This window comes from Prevotella sp. Sow4_E9_plate (assembly GCF_052116205.1).
Lineage (GTDB): Bacteria > Bacteroidota > Bacteroidia > Bacteroidales > Bacteroidaceae > Prevotella.
Window position 1 is genome coordinate 46222 of the sequence record NZ_JBQKLN010000012.1, and the last position, 18225, is coordinate 64446.

The window sequence follows — 18225 nt, forward strand, 5'->3', positions numbered from 1 at the left end:
AAAGATATGATTAAGAATATGAAATATGTTTGTTTTTTGCTGATGTTGATGCTGGGTAGTGCATTGTTGAATTCTTGCGAAGTAGATAGCAGTGATAATGGCGATCTTGATGGATTCTGGCATTTGGAGAGTGTTGATACACTGGCCACAGGGGGCAGATGTGACTATAGCAATCAGCGGGTGTTCTGGGGTGTACAGCATAAGTTGCTGACAGTGAATAATTACAAGGGAGGAAGTTTTAATTTCCGTTTCCGTCAGACTTCCGATAGTCTTATACTTTCTTCTCCCTATAAGAATCATGGGCATCAAGATGTAGAGAATGGTGGGGATATTCCCATCACAGAAATCAACGAAACTCTTCGTCAATGTGGAATTAACCACTTGGTAGAGTCATATTATAAGGAGAAATTGAGTGGTAATAAAATGATTCTTCGTACAAAAGATTTAAGATTGAATTTTAAAAAGTTCTAGTTTCTCTTGAAACGTAAGTCATAGGCTACCCCCCATAGGCGGTGGATAAAAAGCTACTTTTAAAAACACCCTTCACCCTTCATCAATCGGAAAGTTTATATGAGGTGAAGGGTGGAACCAACCCTTCACCTCTCACACGCCCGGCAATGGCAAAATGTTGCCTCTGTAAAGGGCAATATTGTGCCATAGTTAGGCAATAAGAGGGGAAGAAAGAACTATATGGCTAGAACTTTTTTCCAAATACAATATTGATAAAGGTTTTAACCAAAATCTTCGAATCAAACCACCATGAGCGGTGCTCCAGGTAGTAAAGGTCGAGTTCTAATCGCCTTAACATTTTTTCCATTGTATCAGTATATCCATTGTAAAGAGTGGCATAAGAGGTAACTCCTGGTCTTATCTGATACAAGTATGTATAGCGAGAATCGTGCTCTATAATTTGGTCGATGTAAAATTTGCGTTCAGGACGTGGACCAATGAAAGCCATATCTCCCTTGAATACATTCCACAGCTGCGGCAATTCATCTAGATGATGGGATCGCAGGAACATACCTATATGTGTCATACGAGTATCCTTTTTGTGAGCAAAAAGTTGAGGACCATTTTTTTCAGCATCTACTCTCATGCTGCGGAATTTATAAATGTAAAATGGTTTTCCAAATCTTCCGATGCGTTCTTGTTTGAAGATGGCAGGTCCACCATCCTCTTTTTTCACAGCAATATAGCATATAAGGAAAAGTGGAGAAAACATTAATAGGCTGATAGCTGATAAAACAAAGTCTCCAGCTCTCTTGACGCTGCGTTCGATTTCATTCATGCCATCAGGTATGAAACGTGGGTTATCTATATCATCATTCCATTTAATATATGATGGGATATTATTGAATTTCCTTTGAACATTTTCCATATAATTTTTTCTACTCTTTTATTTATAAAACGAAATATAGTTTTATATATTGTATTGTGCTGTATTTATTTTTTTAATCTTTTAAGTTGCTTTTAAATAGCAGTTCGGTGTATAATGAGGCATTGTTTTGTCGCCATACGAGCCATATTGGAGCTATGTTATGTATTTATGTCAGTTATAAAGGTTGGTAAGTGACATACCAGCATTTCTTTTATCCTTTACCTTTTGGCTCATGGTGAATGAAAGGTGACGGTATTTTCATAATAGTGCCTTAAATATCCAAGGCACTATTATGAAATTTTTGATTCAAATCCCTTTTATGATGTAAGAAAAAGTAACTATCTAATTTGCGTTTTAAAACTTTAGTACCATAAGTTGGTAGGAAAAGCATAAAGAAATATAGATTTGCTTTTATTGAATGAAAACCTAGAATTTTCTTGTAGACAGCTAAGTTATATTTCATAAGAGACATTTTATTGCTCGAAATAGAGTTCTTGCGAACACAGTAGTATGCAAGAGGCTTGCTGGGATATGAATAGCATACTTTGCATTCTTTGATAATTTGTAGGAATAAGGCCCAATCTTGGCGCTTGCGGATGGTAGGCATGAAGAATTTTCTGCCCAGCATCTTGATGTCATAGATGGCAGTGAGGCATCCCACCTTGTTGTCTCTCTTCATCATCCCGTATGTTATCTTTTTCGGAGCTGTACAGAAGCCAATCTCCTCTTGCGTCTCACCATCGAATATGATATAAGATGCGCATGATAGGGCACACTTTTTCTCGTTCATGAAGGCAATTTGCTTTTCAAGTTTATCTGTGGTCCATCTGTCATCACTGTCGCAGAAGGCGATATAGCGTCCCTTAGCGCGTTCTATGCTCTTGTTTCTTGCATAGCCTGCACCATGATTCTCTTTTAGATATAGTATATTGACTCGATTGTCCCTGCTTGCAATTTCCTGAAGCAATTGCAAGGTAATAGGGGCTGTGGAAGCGTCATCAGTAATCAGCAACTCTAAGTTCTTATAAGTTTGATTAAGGATACTGTTGATGCTGTCGGCAAGATATTTGCTGGCATTATATGTAGGCATTATAACAGATACTAAGTCTTCTTGATTCATTATTTTAGAGTTTAACTTTCTCAAAAAATGATTATAGTTTCTTTCGTTGCAAAGGTAATAAAAAATAATGAGATAAAAGTAAAATGAAGATACTAATTGAAGTTTTTGCTTTTAAAAACTTGTCTTTTACAAAAATGTGAAGGAAAAATTTGTTTCTTTCTAATAAAAACCGTATATTTGTATTTCCTTAAACCTGTATGTAAAACAAGATATAGGTGTTATTCATAAATATAACAATATGAGGATAAATTTTAAGAAAATATGTAGTCTGGTGATATTTACCTTCTGTTTTCTGGCAGGGGATACTTATCATGTAATGGCCAGGGATAGGGTGCAGAAATATAAGCTTGTGTTTCGGGAGGAGTTTAATCTTCCTGATGGTAGCCAGCCTAATCCTAAATTATGGAGTAGGGTTCCGCGTGCAAAGAATCTTTGGGCAAAGTGGAATTCTGATACTACGGATGTCGTCTTCATCAGAAATGGAAGATTGGTTTGCCGGGTCATTCCGAATACGAATCCTGCAGATACAGCTATGATGTTGGCGGGTGCAGTATTTACAAAGAATAAGTTTGCCTTTAAATATGGTAAATTAGAAGTTAGGATGAGAACAAATTTACAGAAAGGTAACTTTCCTGCTGCATGGATTATGCCGCAAGTTCCCGGTAGCCCATATCGATATGGCGAAGTGGATCTGATAGAATATTTTGGCGACGAAGGCATTGCACGACAAACCTTCCATTCGCATCGCACGGCGATTTTGAAAAAAAGTGGCGATAAGACAGTCTTCCTGACGAGAAATATCGAGCGAGACAAATGGCATGTCTATGGTTTGGAATGGACACCTCATGCGCTGATTACTTTTATTGATGGAGAGACTACCGGCTGCTATCTTAAGTCGAATGACCCCGTTAAGTTAGAAGAGGGGCAATGGACGTTTGACCGTTCCTTCTTTATTATTCTTAATCAAAGTGTAGGATATGGCAACTGGCATGCTCCAGACCCGCATGCAACTTATGAAACCGAGTTTGACTGGGTGAGAATATATCAAAGAGAAAAGGACATCACTTATTATTAAAAGTGGTGTCCTTTTCTGATTACAGACGTCAATATGATTCCATTAAATTTTCTTTTTGAAATCTTTTATGCTAAACAATGCACCTGCTTTTTTCAAAAACTCAGGAGTAAAGTAAGTCATCAGTCCTCCGAGTGATGTGAACGTTAACTCTCCAAAGTAAATCTTTCCGTTCTCGTCTTCCGGATTCAAATTGTATAAGTCAACTCTCAATTCAGGGAATCCCTGGGATAGCTTTTCTGCTACCTCTATCATCTTTTCCAGATTTTTGGGTTTGGGCATTACTTTACCTTTTGAATAGCCCGAGTTGAAGATAGAATATTGTGGGCAGGCATTCCACTCTCTGTCATAGAGCATAACATGGGCACTTGCACCATCAGAAGAACGCTCAGAACATGTCCATATATAATGAACTTTCCCGTTGAAGCACCACATTTTGTAATCTACCAATGTGGATTCTCCCTTTGGAGCAGGTAGTAGCTCTTCGGCAATAACCATAGGATGGATAGCCTTGTAATGAGGTTCTGCATGAAGCAAACCTATGTTCTTGCGGTGTAGCCATTCGTCCATAGTCTTTATAAGTGTCTCTTTCTGGGCTTCAGAAAGATGACTTTTTCCTCTTATTGGCTTGTTGGTACCTTTACCATCGCCATTATTTGCCTTGAGGATGAAATTCTCTGGCAGTTGGTCGAAGTCAAAGTCATTTACATTGTCCCAAGCACCATAGAGCTTGACAAGGTTCTCACCGAGTCCTTTTCCCTCTACATAATCTCTCACCTTATATTTGTCAGCGAGGACAGTCCACTGGCTTGTGTCGGAATACAATTTAGCCCAAAGAATCTTCTCGTTGAGATCCTGAGGGTCTTCTAAATTGAGCTTTTTCTTGAAGGTGAGAAAATATCTTATCTTCAGGAGTAATTCCGGATTGTGCTTGCCTAAGAAATGGCAAAAACTAATAGCAGGGGCAAAGAGTATTCTTCCTACTTTACTTGATGTTGGATGTATCATATCTACTATTTTTAATGTTGCTGTATCAGTTTATTATAAAAAGTACCAGCTATTCTGCTTATATAGAATAGTGGGTCATTGTGAGTAAGGTGTCTAAAGTACATGTTTGTGTATTTGGAACTTTGAGACAGAAACTCATATAATCTTGTTACGATGCTGATGTTACGTCTTCCTGCAGAATTATGTCTTTTTCTGACATAGTATATGCAATTTGGAGTGGCAACTTTCACATGCTTGACTTTCCAGGATATTCCATACATAAATATCGAGTCTTCACCACGTTTGATGTTTGTGTCGAAACGTTGTCCATTTATGCAGTTTTTAGGAAGCAGCTTGCAGCATGCTGACGAGAAAAAACTGCGATTGACAAAAAGACTTGATTCCTTTTCTGGTTGGTAGTTCTTATAAGCACGGCTTAAGAAATGCTGCTCGCTTTCTTCTCTAGTAACCTCATCTACATCTTTCACATTGGCTTCAACAATTCCGTTGTCACATGCTTTAGAAAGCAAGTCCTCCAGATAGTTGTCTGATACCCAGTCGTCATCATCTATGAAACAGATATGGCAACCTTGTGCTTTTTCCATTCCAAGATTTCGAGCTCTAGACACTCCATTAGGAGTAGAGTAAAGCAGCGTACTGTTAAAGGAATATTCGGGCAGTTTCTTCTGGATTAAACTTTCATAAGGTTCTCTTTCACCATTGAGTACGAGGATTACCTCAAACTCATCCTTTGATAAAGTTTGATTCTCAAGACTTCCTAAACACTCCCAAAGATAGTCCTTGGGAGCGTATGTTGGTATGATAACACTTATTTTAGTTGCCATAACTGTTACTTATTTTGCATATTCAACTTCAATACCTCCTATCTCTGCAGCAATCTGTGAATAAGAAGAACCTACGCTTCCTATAATCTTGTTGGTCTTGCTAAGACAGAATAAGTCTAACACTGCAAATTTCATTCCTTCCAGGGAATTGCGGTCTGTATCATCCATCAGGGTAATGATGCGGTTCGGATATTTTGATTTCAGATTTTCCTTTACCTCATCATCATCGCTGGCTACATAGAACTTGGTATTGGCATTCTTCTTGATTTCCGCATCCATCATGTTGGTAAAGTTCTCTAATGGAGAGGATTGAATGGAAACCACATTGTCTGTTCTGCGGATATGTACACCGATAGTTCGCTCAGAAAAGCCTGCCATTACTTCGTCTATTCTTCGCTGGATATCATCTTGTGGAATGAACATCCCTTGGATGGTATATTTCGTACACATAGGATAACACGAGATGAGGAGGAGCGAGCGTGAATAGCTTTTCTTTAATTTGCTATATACCTCATCGCCATTGCGATAAATACTGAAGTTGAATACGGTTTGCTCGAACATCGTTTTTAGCAGGGGCCATCTTACCAGATAGTCCTTGTTTCCATTGATGTTGTATAGCCATTGTTTGTTCTCAATCAGTTTCACATCATCTTGTGGAATAGGTTTGAAAAGTTCGCAATAATCAGCTTTTAAGCCTAGGCTGTTGTTCCAGTAAATGACAGAAGGACAATGATATTTCTTTGCCACCGCCACTCCTGTGGCTATGGCACGTAATCGGTTGCAAAGTCCTCCTGTTGGTATGATTTTAACTTCCATGTTTCGTTATCGATGTAGTTATTCTTTTATTTCTTAATTTTATTTCTGATGGCATCCAGGAAACCATGACCATACTTGGTGTCTGGTTCTACATAGTTGCCTTCACCCCATTCGTTCCATGAGCGAAGGAAGAGAATCTTTCTCTGCTCAGGCTTGTTCTTGATGAGCTGCAATGCATCTTCTATATGATGCTCGAAGTTCTCTGGGGTAGCATTCACGTAAATACCTTCGTGCTTGCCGGCTCTAGGGGTGCGGTCCCACTGTGGGAAAAGGGTAGGGAACACGTTGTCCCAATTGTCTTCTGGTGAAAAGAAATGCTTCATCACCTTAGGATAATCATACTTCAGTGTCGGTATGAAAGGGAATGCCTTCTGCATCGCTTTTCTTGCAATACGCCAATACTTTCCCTGATACATCATCTCGGCTCTACCTTTTCCCATCGGGTTGATGCCATCGAAACCTAATTCCAGGAATGAGTTATAGATGTCTGCACTGCTTTCAAGGTTTGGCATCACACGTCTGATGGTGCCATCTTCGTTTCTCTTGACTGTTGTTGTAGAAGCACACATAGCAACAAAGAAGATGCCTTTCAATCCATTCTCCTTTGCCATCTTTCTCCAGAGTTCCATGAAGTGGCGAACATCCTTGAAATGATATGGATCGAAAATCAAAAACAGTGGCTTACCATCTACGGTGATGTAACGGTGGTCTTTAAATGCCTTGAGCACATAGTTGAAATGGGCGATGTAATCTTCATCGCCAGGATACAATTGCTCACAGATCATCTGGTTGCCACCTTTGTTCTTCCAAGTGTTGGTTTTCCAATCATGGTTTGCCCATGCTAGGCAGAATGGAAAATCTGGCTTGCCGGAATTAAGAACCTCATCGAATGGACGCTGCAATAAACGCTTGCCGTTACCCATCCAGTAATGCCAGTAGCAGAATCCTTCCACGCCAGCTTCGGATGCCAACTGCGCCTGCTGTTCGCGTGTTTCTGGTAGACGAAGATCATAGAAGCCCAAATCGGCTGGTATTCTTGGCTGATAGTGACCATGGAATACAGGACGGGCTTTGGCAACATTAGTCCATTCTGTAAATCCCGGCCCCCATACATTATCATTTTCTGGAATCGGGTAAAATTGTGGTAAATAATATGCAATAACTCTTGCTTCCATTTAATATGTTTAATTATTATTATTGTTGCTTAATTGGGTATGATCATCATTCCCAATCCATAATGCGGTATGCCTACATAGAGCAGAAGGAGAGAGATGACGACAACCATGCTGATACCTATCCACTTCTGTTTGAAAGTGTATATGATATAGGTATAGAGCAGTATATTCACGATGCAATACAACTGGCTGGTTCGCAATGCCAAAACTGGCAAAAAAGCAAGCGCCGAATACAGGGATAATCCGATCGCAGACGTCTTGAGCAGTATCGGGAAATCATCGCATAGTTTCGTCAGCGAATCCTTAAAGAGGAGGAGGTAATAAAATAGCATAATCGACATGATATGCAGCGGATCAAATATATTGATGCCTACAGTCATTTTACCCTTTTCCACTGCTGCCTGGTAGATAGCTAGTTTGTTTCCGATGAATGGAAGTGACGGGTTCATCAGAATGCTACCTCCTGCATAATATACGACATATCCCAACGGAATGGCACAAAGAAACAGAATGGTTGTCTTTTTATTGAATGGCTTATTGCTGAGAAACAGAACTGGAAGGAGCGTCAAAGATGAATAATGTATCAAAGATCCTCCAAGCAAAAGCAGAAAGGCAATTTTCTTTTTGTTCTCTGTGATGAGATGGAGTGCGATAAGTAAGATTCCTGATACCACTCCCGCTCTTATCTGGGTAAGATCGTGCAGTACATAGTAGAAACTGATATAGCACAGCAATGGAACAAAATAGAATTCGCTCAATTTCCTGAAGGCAAACATCTTTAGTGACACTCCGAACAAAGCATAAAGCAAGAACAGAACGTGTACATTGTCAGTAAAGAATCCCAAAATGTAAGATATGAGCAGAAAGGATGGCTCAACCATCTCATCTGTTCCGTTCTTGAAATAATGCTGGAATGTATATTCGTAATTTTCCGAATCAGGATCCAAGCCTATTTCTCGAAAGCCTGCCACAAAAATCAGCACAAGCCCTATTAGGAAGAATAGTGACTTCTGATACTTCCTAATATAGTCTTCCAAGTAACAAAGTATAGCAATGATTAGAAATATTGCCGATAAAATGTAACCCATATTGCTTTATTTTTTTAATTTTCTATTTACTAACTCTTTGATGAGGGTTCGCTCTTTCTTCGAAATACCCACTGCGTATAATAGGATGGATATGCTTATAGCAGAAACGGCAAACGATAAGAGGAACTGAAAGATCCTGTTTACGTGCAATGTCTCTATGCAATATACTATCAGCGTGGTTATCGAAATAATCAGAATGCCTGGTAATACTAATCTCACTAGATATTTGTTGATGGTGAAGACGGAGATGCTTGACTGCAGCATCAGTAGTCTGATGATATGCGCCAAAATGCAGAGTCCAATCATTGTGACGAATACATAGTAGGATGGCATACCTAACTTGAATAAGACCCAACTGACAGGCAGACATAGTATTGTCATGCTTTCAACATACATGCTGTATTTACGGATGTTGCCTGTTGCCTGTATGATGGTTGTTATCGGATTATGTAACGCCAGACATATTGTATAGACCGCATAGAGCCTAGCAAACAAGACCATGGTTGGTGTACATTCTCTTAGCCAAAGCGTGAGCAATGTCTCTACCTCGAATATGAATGGGATGAGTACCATCGCCAGCAGATAAAGTATGGCCTTGCTGCTTGCGAAGAAAAGCTGTTCCAAATATTTATTCTCTTTTGCAGAATATGACATGATTATCGCAGGTCGGAAGGCAATGGCTACGCTGTTGGTAAGCGTATTGATGGCATTGTATATCTGATTGGCGATTCCAAAGGCTGCATTGATGATTGGTCCGAAAAACACATTCAGAATAATGGTACTTCCCTGAGTCATGCCTACACCTGCCAAAGCTCCATAGAATGACCAGCCTGAGAAAGAGAAAAGCTCCTTGTAGAGGATCTTCTTCTTTACAATGGTATATTTACATTCCGGATACTTTCTTCTGGCAATGATAACATAAAGCAACATAACCATGAATGCTTCGAGCATTAATGCTGCTCCATAATACACCAGATTATCTCCACCTGTCATACCGATGCAATAGGCAATGAGGAGTTTTACGATACAGTCAATGGTAGATATCAGGGCGTAATATCCCATATTCTCATTGGCAAAGACCGCTCCGATGAATGGTATCTGCAGGAGTGTAAATATGAAAGAGAACAGGGAAAACTGAAGAATCAATTGGGCTGCTTCCAAACGTTCATGCGGGATGGTGAGTTGGGTTGATACCAACCAAGGACCAGCAATCTCAAAGAGAATAAAGAGTACAAGAGCTATCATCATGACGATGTTGAGGCTCACGGAGAATATCTCTTTTAATCGTTCCTGTTCACCTTTGCCCATTGCGAATGAGTAGAAGCGTTGAGTTGATAAGGCTAATATACTGCTGACACATGTACTTGCTGTCACCACACCTGCCACGGCATTGAAGATACCATAGTCTTCTGTGCCAAGTCCTGCCAATACCCAACGTACGGTATAGAGATTGATGAAGGTGATAATAAGCATTCTAGCGAACAACACCAAAGTATTGGATGCTATTCGCTTAGAACGGTTTTGTATGTCTTTATTGTTTTTTGACATAATTTATTGCTTTTCACCAAAGATGATTTTTCTTATAGAATAAACTGTAATAACAATGAAGGCCAAGACGGTCATTCCGAGAACAAACAACATTCTTTTAGGGCCTGCCGGCTTCAATGGTACAGAGGCACTCTGCAGGGTAGTGAAAGCTGGAGTCTGAAGAGTAAGTTTGGCACGGGCTTGTTGTACCTGACCTTGCAATGCTGTATAGTTGTTATAGAGCAACTGCATCTCGTTTTCCAAATCGTTTTCCTTCAACTTATAGGATTCCAAAATAACGTCATTATTGGCATCCGCATAGCTTCCATAGGTTTGTCTAACCTTTTCGTATTTGCTTTTGGCATCCGCACAGAGTCTTTGGTAATACTCCAAATCTTTGCGGGCCTTGCTGGTTCTGTATTCTGTGATAAACTGTTGCAGACGTGACTGTACGGTGTCTGTCAATGTTGCACAGATCAGTGGATCCTGATCTTGCACAGAAATAGAAATTACATAGTTCTTTTTATCAACAGTGCAAGATACCTTGCTTGCTATGCTGCGTGCAATTCTATCTTGCTGTTTGGTGAGTCTGAAAGGATTTACTTTATTATTGTTTGCATTCGTTGTCGTATCCTTTTCTGCGAACCAAGACTTTACTGTATTCATTGTTTTTGACCACCAGGGTGATTCCTGCTTGGTGGCAAGATAATCATAATAAGTGGTATTGATGGTTCCATCGAGTGATTTCACTTTTACATCGAACAAACTTGTAAGGAAATCATTTGAATTAATCAGGTCTGGATACAGTTCAGGGAAGATAGCATCTCCGTTGGAAGAAGAGTTGCCCAAATCAAAACCGAAAGATGAGGCTAGGTCACCCAAGGAACTAGAGTTGAAGCTAGACAACTCTGGGGCAAGCTTGGCTGTGCTATTGTAATATCTTGGTACGCATAAAATGAGCAGACAAGAGATTACAATAACAATCGGCAATGTTATGAAGTATAGTTTTCTATGTTGCCACATTGCTTTCACAATTGCTACAACATCTATCTGTTTGATATTTTCGTCTTTGTCTTTATTTTCCATTTATTCTTTTTGTTCTTAAAATTCTTGCAAAAGTATTTTCTTTTCTGAGCCAATCAAATAATATAAGTTGTTATCTTACCTACAGCAGAAATCCGATAATAGAATCTGCTATTGATAAGTAATAATCTTTATTACTTGCTAAGATTAGCTATCGTCGCAATCATGGCTGCGATGCTACTCATGCTTGTACCCAGACTCATGGTTTCTGCAACGCTCATCTTGCGCTTCATCTTGGCAGGTACTACTATCTCGCAGCCTGGCTGAACCTTGGTGCCATGTCCCACCTTGGCTACCTTGCCGTTCATGTAGATGATGTAGGATTTGCTCTTGTAGGCGTCTGATGCATAGCCACCAGCTTCGGCAATGTACTTGGATACGCTCTTGCCCTTCTCGTAGGCAACCGTATTGGCGTACATCACAGCGCCGTTGATCTTGACCGTACCGTTATATTGAGGCACAACCAGACGGTCACCTTCCCTGAGGATGATGTCTGCATCTGAGCCAGGCTTGTTCAACGCTTCTTCCAAATCAATACCAACAGGATATTCTTCCGGCACATTGAACTTCAGAAGATCCGCGTCCTTGGCTTCCTTTGCTGTCTGCGTGATGGCGCTAGCATTGTTGCTGCTGGCAGCCAGTTGCAGAAGATTTTTCTGCTGCTGTTCACGTTGCATTTTCAGGACGGCTTCCATACGAGCTTTTTCGGCTTCGTTTGCCTTACGCATCAGGCGGGCACCCTTGATATAGGCTTGCTCGGTTGCGCCACCAGCTCTATGGAAGAGATCACTGAGGCGCACATTGCGACGGCTCAAAGTATAAGTGCCACCAAACATCACCTCACCCTCAATCTTTACGTTCTGCTGTTCTGCATAAGCAGGACTCTTGCGAATGCTTACCTCGTCAAAAGGCATCAGCTTGAAGCCCGGAGTTCCGTCAATGACAAAACCGTCCTTCAAAGACAGAATATAGGTCTGCGCAATGATGCTGTCGGGCGCTGTTGCCTTAGCATCGCTTACTCGTCTGCTTACCATCACGTTAACCGTTGAAGCCTTGTCTGTCAAGCCTCCAGCCTGGAGTACGAAGTCTTCAACTGTTTCATTTTCAGCATATTTGTAGACACCAGGATACTGCACTTCGCCACGTATGGTCAGGGTGCGCTCTGTGGTCTTGTCCTGTCGGGTAGGGATGAAGAGCACATCGTTTTCCTTCAATGGAATGTCCGGAGTGTTGCCTGCCATGATTCCGGCTAAATCCACGCTGATTACTTCCAGGTTGCGGTCAGCCTTCATGCGATGCATTACGGCTCTGTTGGTGAATGCATCTTCTGTGAGTCCTTCTGCATGCTCTATCAGTGAACGGACGCTGTTTACCTGTTCTCCAAGGTTGTACATTCCAGGGCGGAACACGGCACCCTTTACCTCTACGGTGTTGGCATAACGAGGCAGAATGGAATCTACGCTTACTGAGTCGCCATCATCAATGCGGAAGTTGGCAAAATCAAACTCTTCTACGTTATATACGGATTTTTCCCTTCCGGTCTTGCGGTTCACGCGGACAGATTTTCTGTAAGCATCTCCAGCAAAGCCTCCGGAATATTTTAGAAGGGAGTTGACGCTCTCATTCTTCTTCATCTCATAAATCATCGGGCGCTTTACCTTACCCGTAATGGTTACGAGACAATCGTATGGACCAACGACGATGACGTCATTATCTGCCAGTCTTACATTGCCCGTAAGCTTGCCATTGAGGATGTAATCATAGATGTCTACAACCGTTACAAGGCGGTTGTTACGATAAACCTTGATGTTGCGCAAGGTTCCCAGGTCGTTTGTTCCTCCTGCCATATAGAGTGCATGGAACACGGTGGCAAAGGCTGAGAGGGTGTAGGTTCCCGGTGCCTTTACCTCGCCCATCACGTTAACCATGATGGTCTTGGTTTGCCCAACTGTCAGTTTCACCCGGCTTGAACGGTAGCGGCTTCCCAGAGTGTTGCGGAGTCGGGCATTAGCCTGGGCTACGGTAAGACCACTTACGTTTACTGGTCCATAACCCTCGATAGTTACTTCTCCATCAGGAGAAACGGTGCTCTGAATGGTTTTCTGTGAAGCTCCATAGATGTCAATGATGACAGCATCACCAGGTCCCAGACGATAGTTCTGTGGGGTAGCGATGTTCATATTCGGTTCGAAACTCAATTCCTTGTTGTTGAAGATGTCACGACCGAAAACCTTCTTGCGGTTCTTTTCCTTTTCAGCAAGAAGGCGCTTGAGCATCAGGGTAGAATCAGGGATGATGAAATCCATCTCATTCTGAAAATCCATGAATTCCGCATCATTTTCATCGTAAGAACGCTTGAAATTTTCATCCTCTTTTGCCTTTATGCGATAATTGCTGTAGTTTTCTGCCTTTTTGTTGACATTATTGTAATCTTCTCTCCTTTTTCCGTTGTTCGTACGAAGGCGTGTTGCGTCCTTGCCGGCAATCTCTTCAGAGGCTCCGGTAATACCGCCTTGTTTCATCTGTCGTTCATACTTATTGCGAACGCGTCGGATTTGCGAAATGTCAACGCCTTGCTGCATCAGCTTGGTTACGATTTGGGCATTGGATGTTCCGCGCTCATGTTCCTTTACAACATATTTCATCACCTGATCATCAGTCATAGACGATGATTGGGCGTATATTGTATTTGCAGAAAAAGCTAGCAAAAGTGCCAGGATGATATATTTCTTCATTCTCAATTTATTATCAGTGTTTATGATTCTCCTTTGATTAGGATTATGCCAGTTGGGTCATGTGATAACCCAGGTCCTTCAGTTCCATGGCAATACCCATGAGATACATTTGGTGAAGGGCTGCAATAAAGCCTCTGAAAGCTTCCTCGGTTCCTGGCTGCAGATTCTGATGAATCAGCAGGTGGAAGGTGCGGGCAGCGCATTCGGCTACGATGGCAGACAGTTCCTTGTGCTTTGCTTCATCAAGGAGGAGAACTTTCTCGCAGATATAGTCGTCCATGTGGTCGAAGTCGATACGGTCTCTGAGATATTTGTAGTGGTCTTCTACCTTGCCGTAGAGTTCCCAATCTTCATCCCAATACTTCGCCAGAGCCATTCCTACGAACATGATCCAGCCCAGGCTGACGGTAGGATATTTGTTAAACTCCCGCAGCGCATCCGGAAGATAGCTTTCTCCAACCTTTGCCCAGAGTTGTTCCAAGTCAGGAGCTTCTGGCAGATGCTGGTCTACAAGGTCTTTACTAGTAAGATATTGATAAAGATCATTCTTGATGATTTCTTCTACATTTATTTTATTATTTTCCATTGTCGTTTCTATTTTTCTTGCAAAGATACATTATTTTTATGAAACAAGCAACTATTTATTTCATTTTTTAGGATAGGGTGGTTATATTGCTTCGATTGTGCATAATATTATTAAAAAAGCCTTGGTTGCAAAAATGCAACCAAGGCCCGTATGTTTAGAACTTAAAGTTTTTTTTGATAATACTAGATCTGCTCGCTCCAGTCCTCCTGGCTCTTACGAACGTAAGTCTGGTAACGGAGCTTAGCCATCTTCTCTGCCTGAGAGAAGAGCTCATCAGCCTCCTTAGGGAATGCCTTCTGTACAGAGAGATAACGAACCTCACCGAGCAAGAAGTCGCGGAAGTTCTCCCAGTTTGGAGCCTTAGAGTCGAGTGTGAATGGATTCTTACCCTCATCAGCCAACAGTGGGTTGTAACGCCACAAGTGCCAGTAACCGCACTCAACAGCCAACTCTTCCTCGTGCTGTGAACGACCCATACCGCCCTTACGCTTCAAACCGTGGTTGATACATGGTGCGTAAGCGATGATGAGTGATGGGCCTGGATAAGCCTCAGCCTCGCGGATAGCCTTCAATGTCTGAGCATTGTCAGCACCCATAGCTACCTGAGCTACGTAGATGTAACCGTATGTAGTCTGCATCAAACCGAGATCCTTCTTACGGATACGCTTACCCTGAGCAGCGAACTGTGCGATAGCACCGAGAGGTGTTGACTTAGAAGACTGACCACCAGTGTTAGAGTAAACCTCAGTATCGAGTACCAAGATGTTAACATCCTCACCAGAAGCCAATACGTGGTCGAGACCACCGTAACCGATATCATAAGAAGCACCATCACCACCGATGATCCACTGTGAACGCTTAACGAGGTAGTGATCCAAAGTCTTGAGCTCCTTGCAGATAGGGCAACCCTTCTCAGCGCCGGCAGCGATGAGAGGCTTCAACTCTGCAGCAGCCTCCTTAGAACCCTCAGAATCGTTCATGTTAGCAACCCACTTGTCAGCAGCTGCTACGAACTCAGCAGGAACATGCTCCTGAGCCTTAGCCTCCTCGAGCAAGTGAGCGATGCGCTCCTTCATCTTCTTGTTACCCATTACCATACCGAGACCGAACTCGCAGAAGTCCTCGAACAATGAGTTGTCGAATGCAGGACCCTGACCCTTAGCGTTCTTTGTATATGGAGTAGATGGGATAGAAGCTGAGTAGATAGAAGAACAACCAGTAGCGTTAGCAATCATCTGACGGTCACCGAAGAGCTGAGAAATCAACTTAACGTATGGAGTCTCACCACAACCAGAGCAAGCACCAGAGAACTCGAACAATGGCTGAGCGAACTGAGAGTTCTTAGGGCTCTGCTTGATGTCTACGAGATCCTGCTTAGAAGCTACCTTGTGTACGAGGTACTCCCAGTTAGCTGCTTCCTTGACCATATCCTCTGCGTCTACGTTGAATGGAACCATTGTCAACGCCTTCTCACCCTTCTTACCTGGGCAGACGTCAGCACAGTTACCACAACCAAGACAGTCGAGTACTGAAGCCTCGATGCGGAAGTGCATTCCAGCCAAAGCCTTAGGTGCCTTAACATCCTGAGTTGCGAGACCCTCGATGCCTGCGAGCTCCTCGTCGGTCAATACGAATGGACGGATAGCTGCGTGAGGACAAACGAATGAACACTTGTTACACTGGATACAGTTCTCTACGTTCCATACAGGTACGAATGCCTCAACACCACGCTTCTCGAATGCTGCAGTACCGTTCTGCCATGTACCGTCAACTGTGTTGTGCTTAACGAAGTCAGAAACCTTCAAGAGGTCACCTGCCTGGCCGTTGATAGGACGAACGAGCTCCTTAACGAATGCTGGAGCGTTATCCTCCTTAGCCTCATCGTCAGCGAGGTTAGCCCAAGCTGGATCTACTGTCAACTGCTTGTACTCACCACCACGGTCAACAGCGCCGAAGTTCTTGTCAACAACGTCCTGACCCTTCTTAGAGTAAGACTTAACGATGAATGCCTTCATCTGCTCTACAGCGAGATCCAAAGGAATAACCTCTGTGATACGGAAGAATGCAGACTGGAGGATGGTGTTGGTACGGTTACCGAGACCAATCTCCTGAGCAATCTTAGTTGCGTTGATATAGTAAACAGTGATGTTGTTCTGAGCGAAGTAACGCTTTACCTTGTTAGGGATGAAGTTAACCAACTCCTCACCATCGAAGATAGTGTTCAACAGGAAGAAACCGTTCTTACGCAAACCACGTGTTACATCGTACATGTGGAGGTAAGCCTGTACGTGGCAAGCTACGAAGTTAGGAGTATTTACCTGATAAGCACTGTGGATAGGGCTGTCGCCGAAACGCAAGTGAGAGCAGGTGAAACCACCAGACTTCTTAGAGTCGTAAGAGAAGTATGCCTGGCAATACTTGTTGGTATTGTTACCGATAATCTGAACTGAGTTCTTGTTCGCACCAACAGTACCGTCAGCACCCAAACCATAGAACTTAGCCTCGAACAAGTCGTCGCCACCCATTGGAATCTCCTCCTCTTCTGGGAGAGAAGTGAATGTAACGTCATCAACGATACCAACAGTGAAGTGGTTCTTTGGCTGTGGCAACTCGAGGTTCTTGAATACAGCAACAATCTTAGCTGGAGTTGTATCAGAAGAACCGAGACCGTAGCGACCGCCAACGATCAATGGCTTGCGCTCGTCATCGTAGAGAGCTGACTTAACGTCGAGGTACAATGGCTCACCCTCTGCACCTGGCTCCTTAGTACGGTCGAGAACAGCGATACGCTTAACGGTAGCTGGGATAGTCTTCTTCAAGAAGTCAACAGAGAATGGACGGAAGAGGTGAACTGCAACCATACCAACCTTCTTGCCCTGCTTGTTCAAGTAGTCGATAGCCTCGCGAGCTGGCTCTGTAGCAGAACCCATCAGGATGATGATGTTCTCTGCATCCTCAGCACCATAGTAGTTGAAGAGGTGATACTCACGACCAGTGATCTTAGTCATCTCCTGGCAGTACTTCTCTACAACCTCAGGAATTGCATCGTAGTAAGTGTTGCAAGCCTCACGGTGAGTAAAGAATGTCTCTGGGTTCTCAGCGGTACCGCGAGTAACAGGACGCTCAGGAGTCAAAGCACGGTTACGGAAGTCCTCGATGAACTCTTCCTTAACCAATGGACGGATGTCTTCCATATCCATCTCCTCGATCTTGTGGTACTCGTGAGAAGTACGGAAACCGTCGAAGAAGTTAACGAAAGGAACCTTTGTCTCCAATGTAGCCAAGTGAGGAACTGCAGAGAGGTCCATAACCTCCTGAACAGAACCAGAGCAGAACATAGCGAAGCCAGTCTGGCGGCAAGCCATTACGTCCTGGTGGTCACCGAAGATACAAAGTGAGTGAGAAGCCAATGTACGAGCTGATACGTTGAACACGCAAGGGAGCAACTCACCAGCAATCTTGTACATGTTAGGAATCATCAGCAACAAACCCTGAGAAGCAGTGTAAGTTGAAGTCAAGGCACCAGCCTGGAGAGAACCGTGAACTGCACCGGCAGCACCAGCCTCAGATTCCATTTCCTGGATAGAAACTCGCTGACCGAAAAGGTTCTTACGACCTTTGGCAGCCCATTCATCTACATGCTCCGCCATTGGTGATGATGGAGTAATAGGGTAGATAGCAGCAACCTCAGTAAACATGTAGCTTACATGTGCGGCAGCTGTGTTACCATCACAAGTGATAAATTTTTTCTCTTTTGCCATTTTACTTTTAGATAAAATATTAAAAATGTTTTGTATTTAATTCTTCTTTCGA

Annotated in this window: 14 protein-coding genes; 2 read left to right on the top strand and 12 right to left on the bottom strand. The window is 42.6% G+C overall.

Annotation, left to right across the window (positions count from 1 at the left end; all coding sequences use genetic code 11):
• Positions 1-6 precede the first annotated feature (6 nt).
• Positions 7-471 carry a lipocalin-like domain-containing protein gene (locus tag ACTQ53_RS06650; RefSeq protein WP_441932508.1) on the top strand — a complete coding sequence of 155 codons (465 nt, stop codon included), beginning with the start codon at positions 7-9 and terminating at the stop codon, positions 469-471.
• A gap of 223 nt (positions 472-694) precedes the next feature.
• Here ACTQ53_RS06650 and ACTQ53_RS06655 read toward each other — a convergent pair whose 3' ends face one another.
• Both ACTQ53_RS06655 and ACTQ53_RS06660 read right to left on the bottom strand, forming a co-directional pair.
• On the bottom strand, positions 695-1288 hold the full coding sequence (locus ACTQ53_RS06655) for a sugar transferase (RefSeq protein ID WP_441932546.1): 594 nt from the start codon (positions 1286-1288) through the stop codon (positions 695-697).
• Positions 1289-1649: 361 nt separating this feature from the next.
• Positions 1650-2498: a glycosyltransferase family 2 protein gene (locus tag ACTQ53_RS06660; RefSeq protein ID WP_441932509.1), complete on the bottom strand. Its 849-nt coding sequence runs from the start codon at positions 2496-2498 to the stop codon at positions 1650-1652.
• A 238-nt stretch (positions 2499-2736) separates the two neighbouring features.
• Between ACTQ53_RS06660 and ACTQ53_RS06665 the strand changes: the two genes are divergently transcribed.
• Positions 2737-3573: a glycoside hydrolase family 16 protein gene (locus ACTQ53_RS06665; RefSeq protein ID WP_441932510.1), complete on the top strand. Its 837-nt coding sequence runs from the start codon at positions 2737-2739 to the stop codon at positions 3571-3573.
• A 42-nt stretch (positions 3574-3615) separates the two neighbouring features.
• Here the strand turns inward: ACTQ53_RS06665 and ACTQ53_RS06670 are convergent, their stop codons facing one another.
• From ACTQ53_RS06670 to nifJ, 10 genes are all read right to left on the bottom strand, one after another.
• Positions 3616-4578 (bottom strand): ATP-grasp fold amidoligase family protein, encoded by a 963-nt coding sequence (locus tag ACTQ53_RS06670; protein WP_441932511.1) that lies wholly within the window; start codon positions 4576-4578, stop codon positions 3616-3618.
• 11 nt (positions 4579-4589) lie between these two features.
• On the bottom strand, positions 4590-5402 hold the full coding sequence (locus ACTQ53_RS06675; protein WP_441932512.1) for a glycosyltransferase family 2 protein: 813 nt from the start codon (positions 5400-5402) through the stop codon (positions 4590-4592).
• Between the two features lie 9 nt (positions 5403-5411).
• Positions 5412-6218 carry a hypothetical protein gene (locus ACTQ53_RS06680; protein WP_441932513.1) on the bottom strand — a complete coding sequence of 269 codons (807 nt, stop codon included), beginning with the start codon at positions 6216-6218 and terminating at the stop codon, positions 5412-5414.
• 26 nt (positions 6219-6244) lie between these two features.
• The gene (locus ACTQ53_RS06685; protein ID WP_441932514.1) at positions 6245-7393 is read right to left on the bottom strand and encodes a glycosyltransferase WbsX family protein; all 1149 of its coding nucleotides are present in this window, start codon (positions 7391-7393) and stop codon (positions 6245-6247) included.
• Between the two features lie 29 nt (positions 7394-7422).
• Entirely contained in the window at positions 7423-8481 is a 1059-nt protein-coding gene (locus tag ACTQ53_RS06690) for an EpsG family protein (RefSeq protein WP_441932515.1), read from the bottom strand.
• 6 nt (positions 8482-8487) lie between these two features.
• A complete protein-coding gene (locus tag ACTQ53_RS06695) occupies positions 8488-10029 on the bottom strand; it encodes an oligosaccharide flippase family protein (protein WP_441932516.1) in 1542 nt (513 codons plus the stop codon).
• A gap of 3 nt (positions 10030-10032) precedes the next feature.
• Positions 10033-11094: a chain-length determining protein gene (locus ACTQ53_RS06700; protein WP_441932517.1), complete on the bottom strand. Its 1062-nt coding sequence runs from the start codon at positions 11092-11094 to the stop codon at positions 10033-10035.
• Positions 11095-11225: 131 nt separating this feature from the next.
• Positions 11226-13826 carry an SLBB domain-containing protein gene (locus ACTQ53_RS06705; RefSeq protein ID WP_441932518.1) on the bottom strand — a complete coding sequence of 867 codons (2601 nt, stop codon included), beginning with the start codon at positions 13824-13826 and terminating at the stop codon, positions 11226-11228.
• Positions 13827-13869: 43 nt separating this feature from the next.
• Positions 13870-14412: a hypothetical protein gene (locus ACTQ53_RS06710; RefSeq protein ID WP_153125993.1), complete on the bottom strand. Its 543-nt coding sequence runs from the start codon at positions 14410-14412 to the stop codon at positions 13870-13872.
• A 182-nt stretch (positions 14413-14594) separates the two neighbouring features.
• Entirely contained in the window at positions 14595-18173 is a 3579-nt protein-coding gene (gene nifJ / locus ACTQ53_RS06715; protein WP_441932519.1) for a pyruvate:ferredoxin (flavodoxin) oxidoreductase, read from the bottom strand.
• Positions 18174-18225 lie beyond the last annotated feature (52 nt).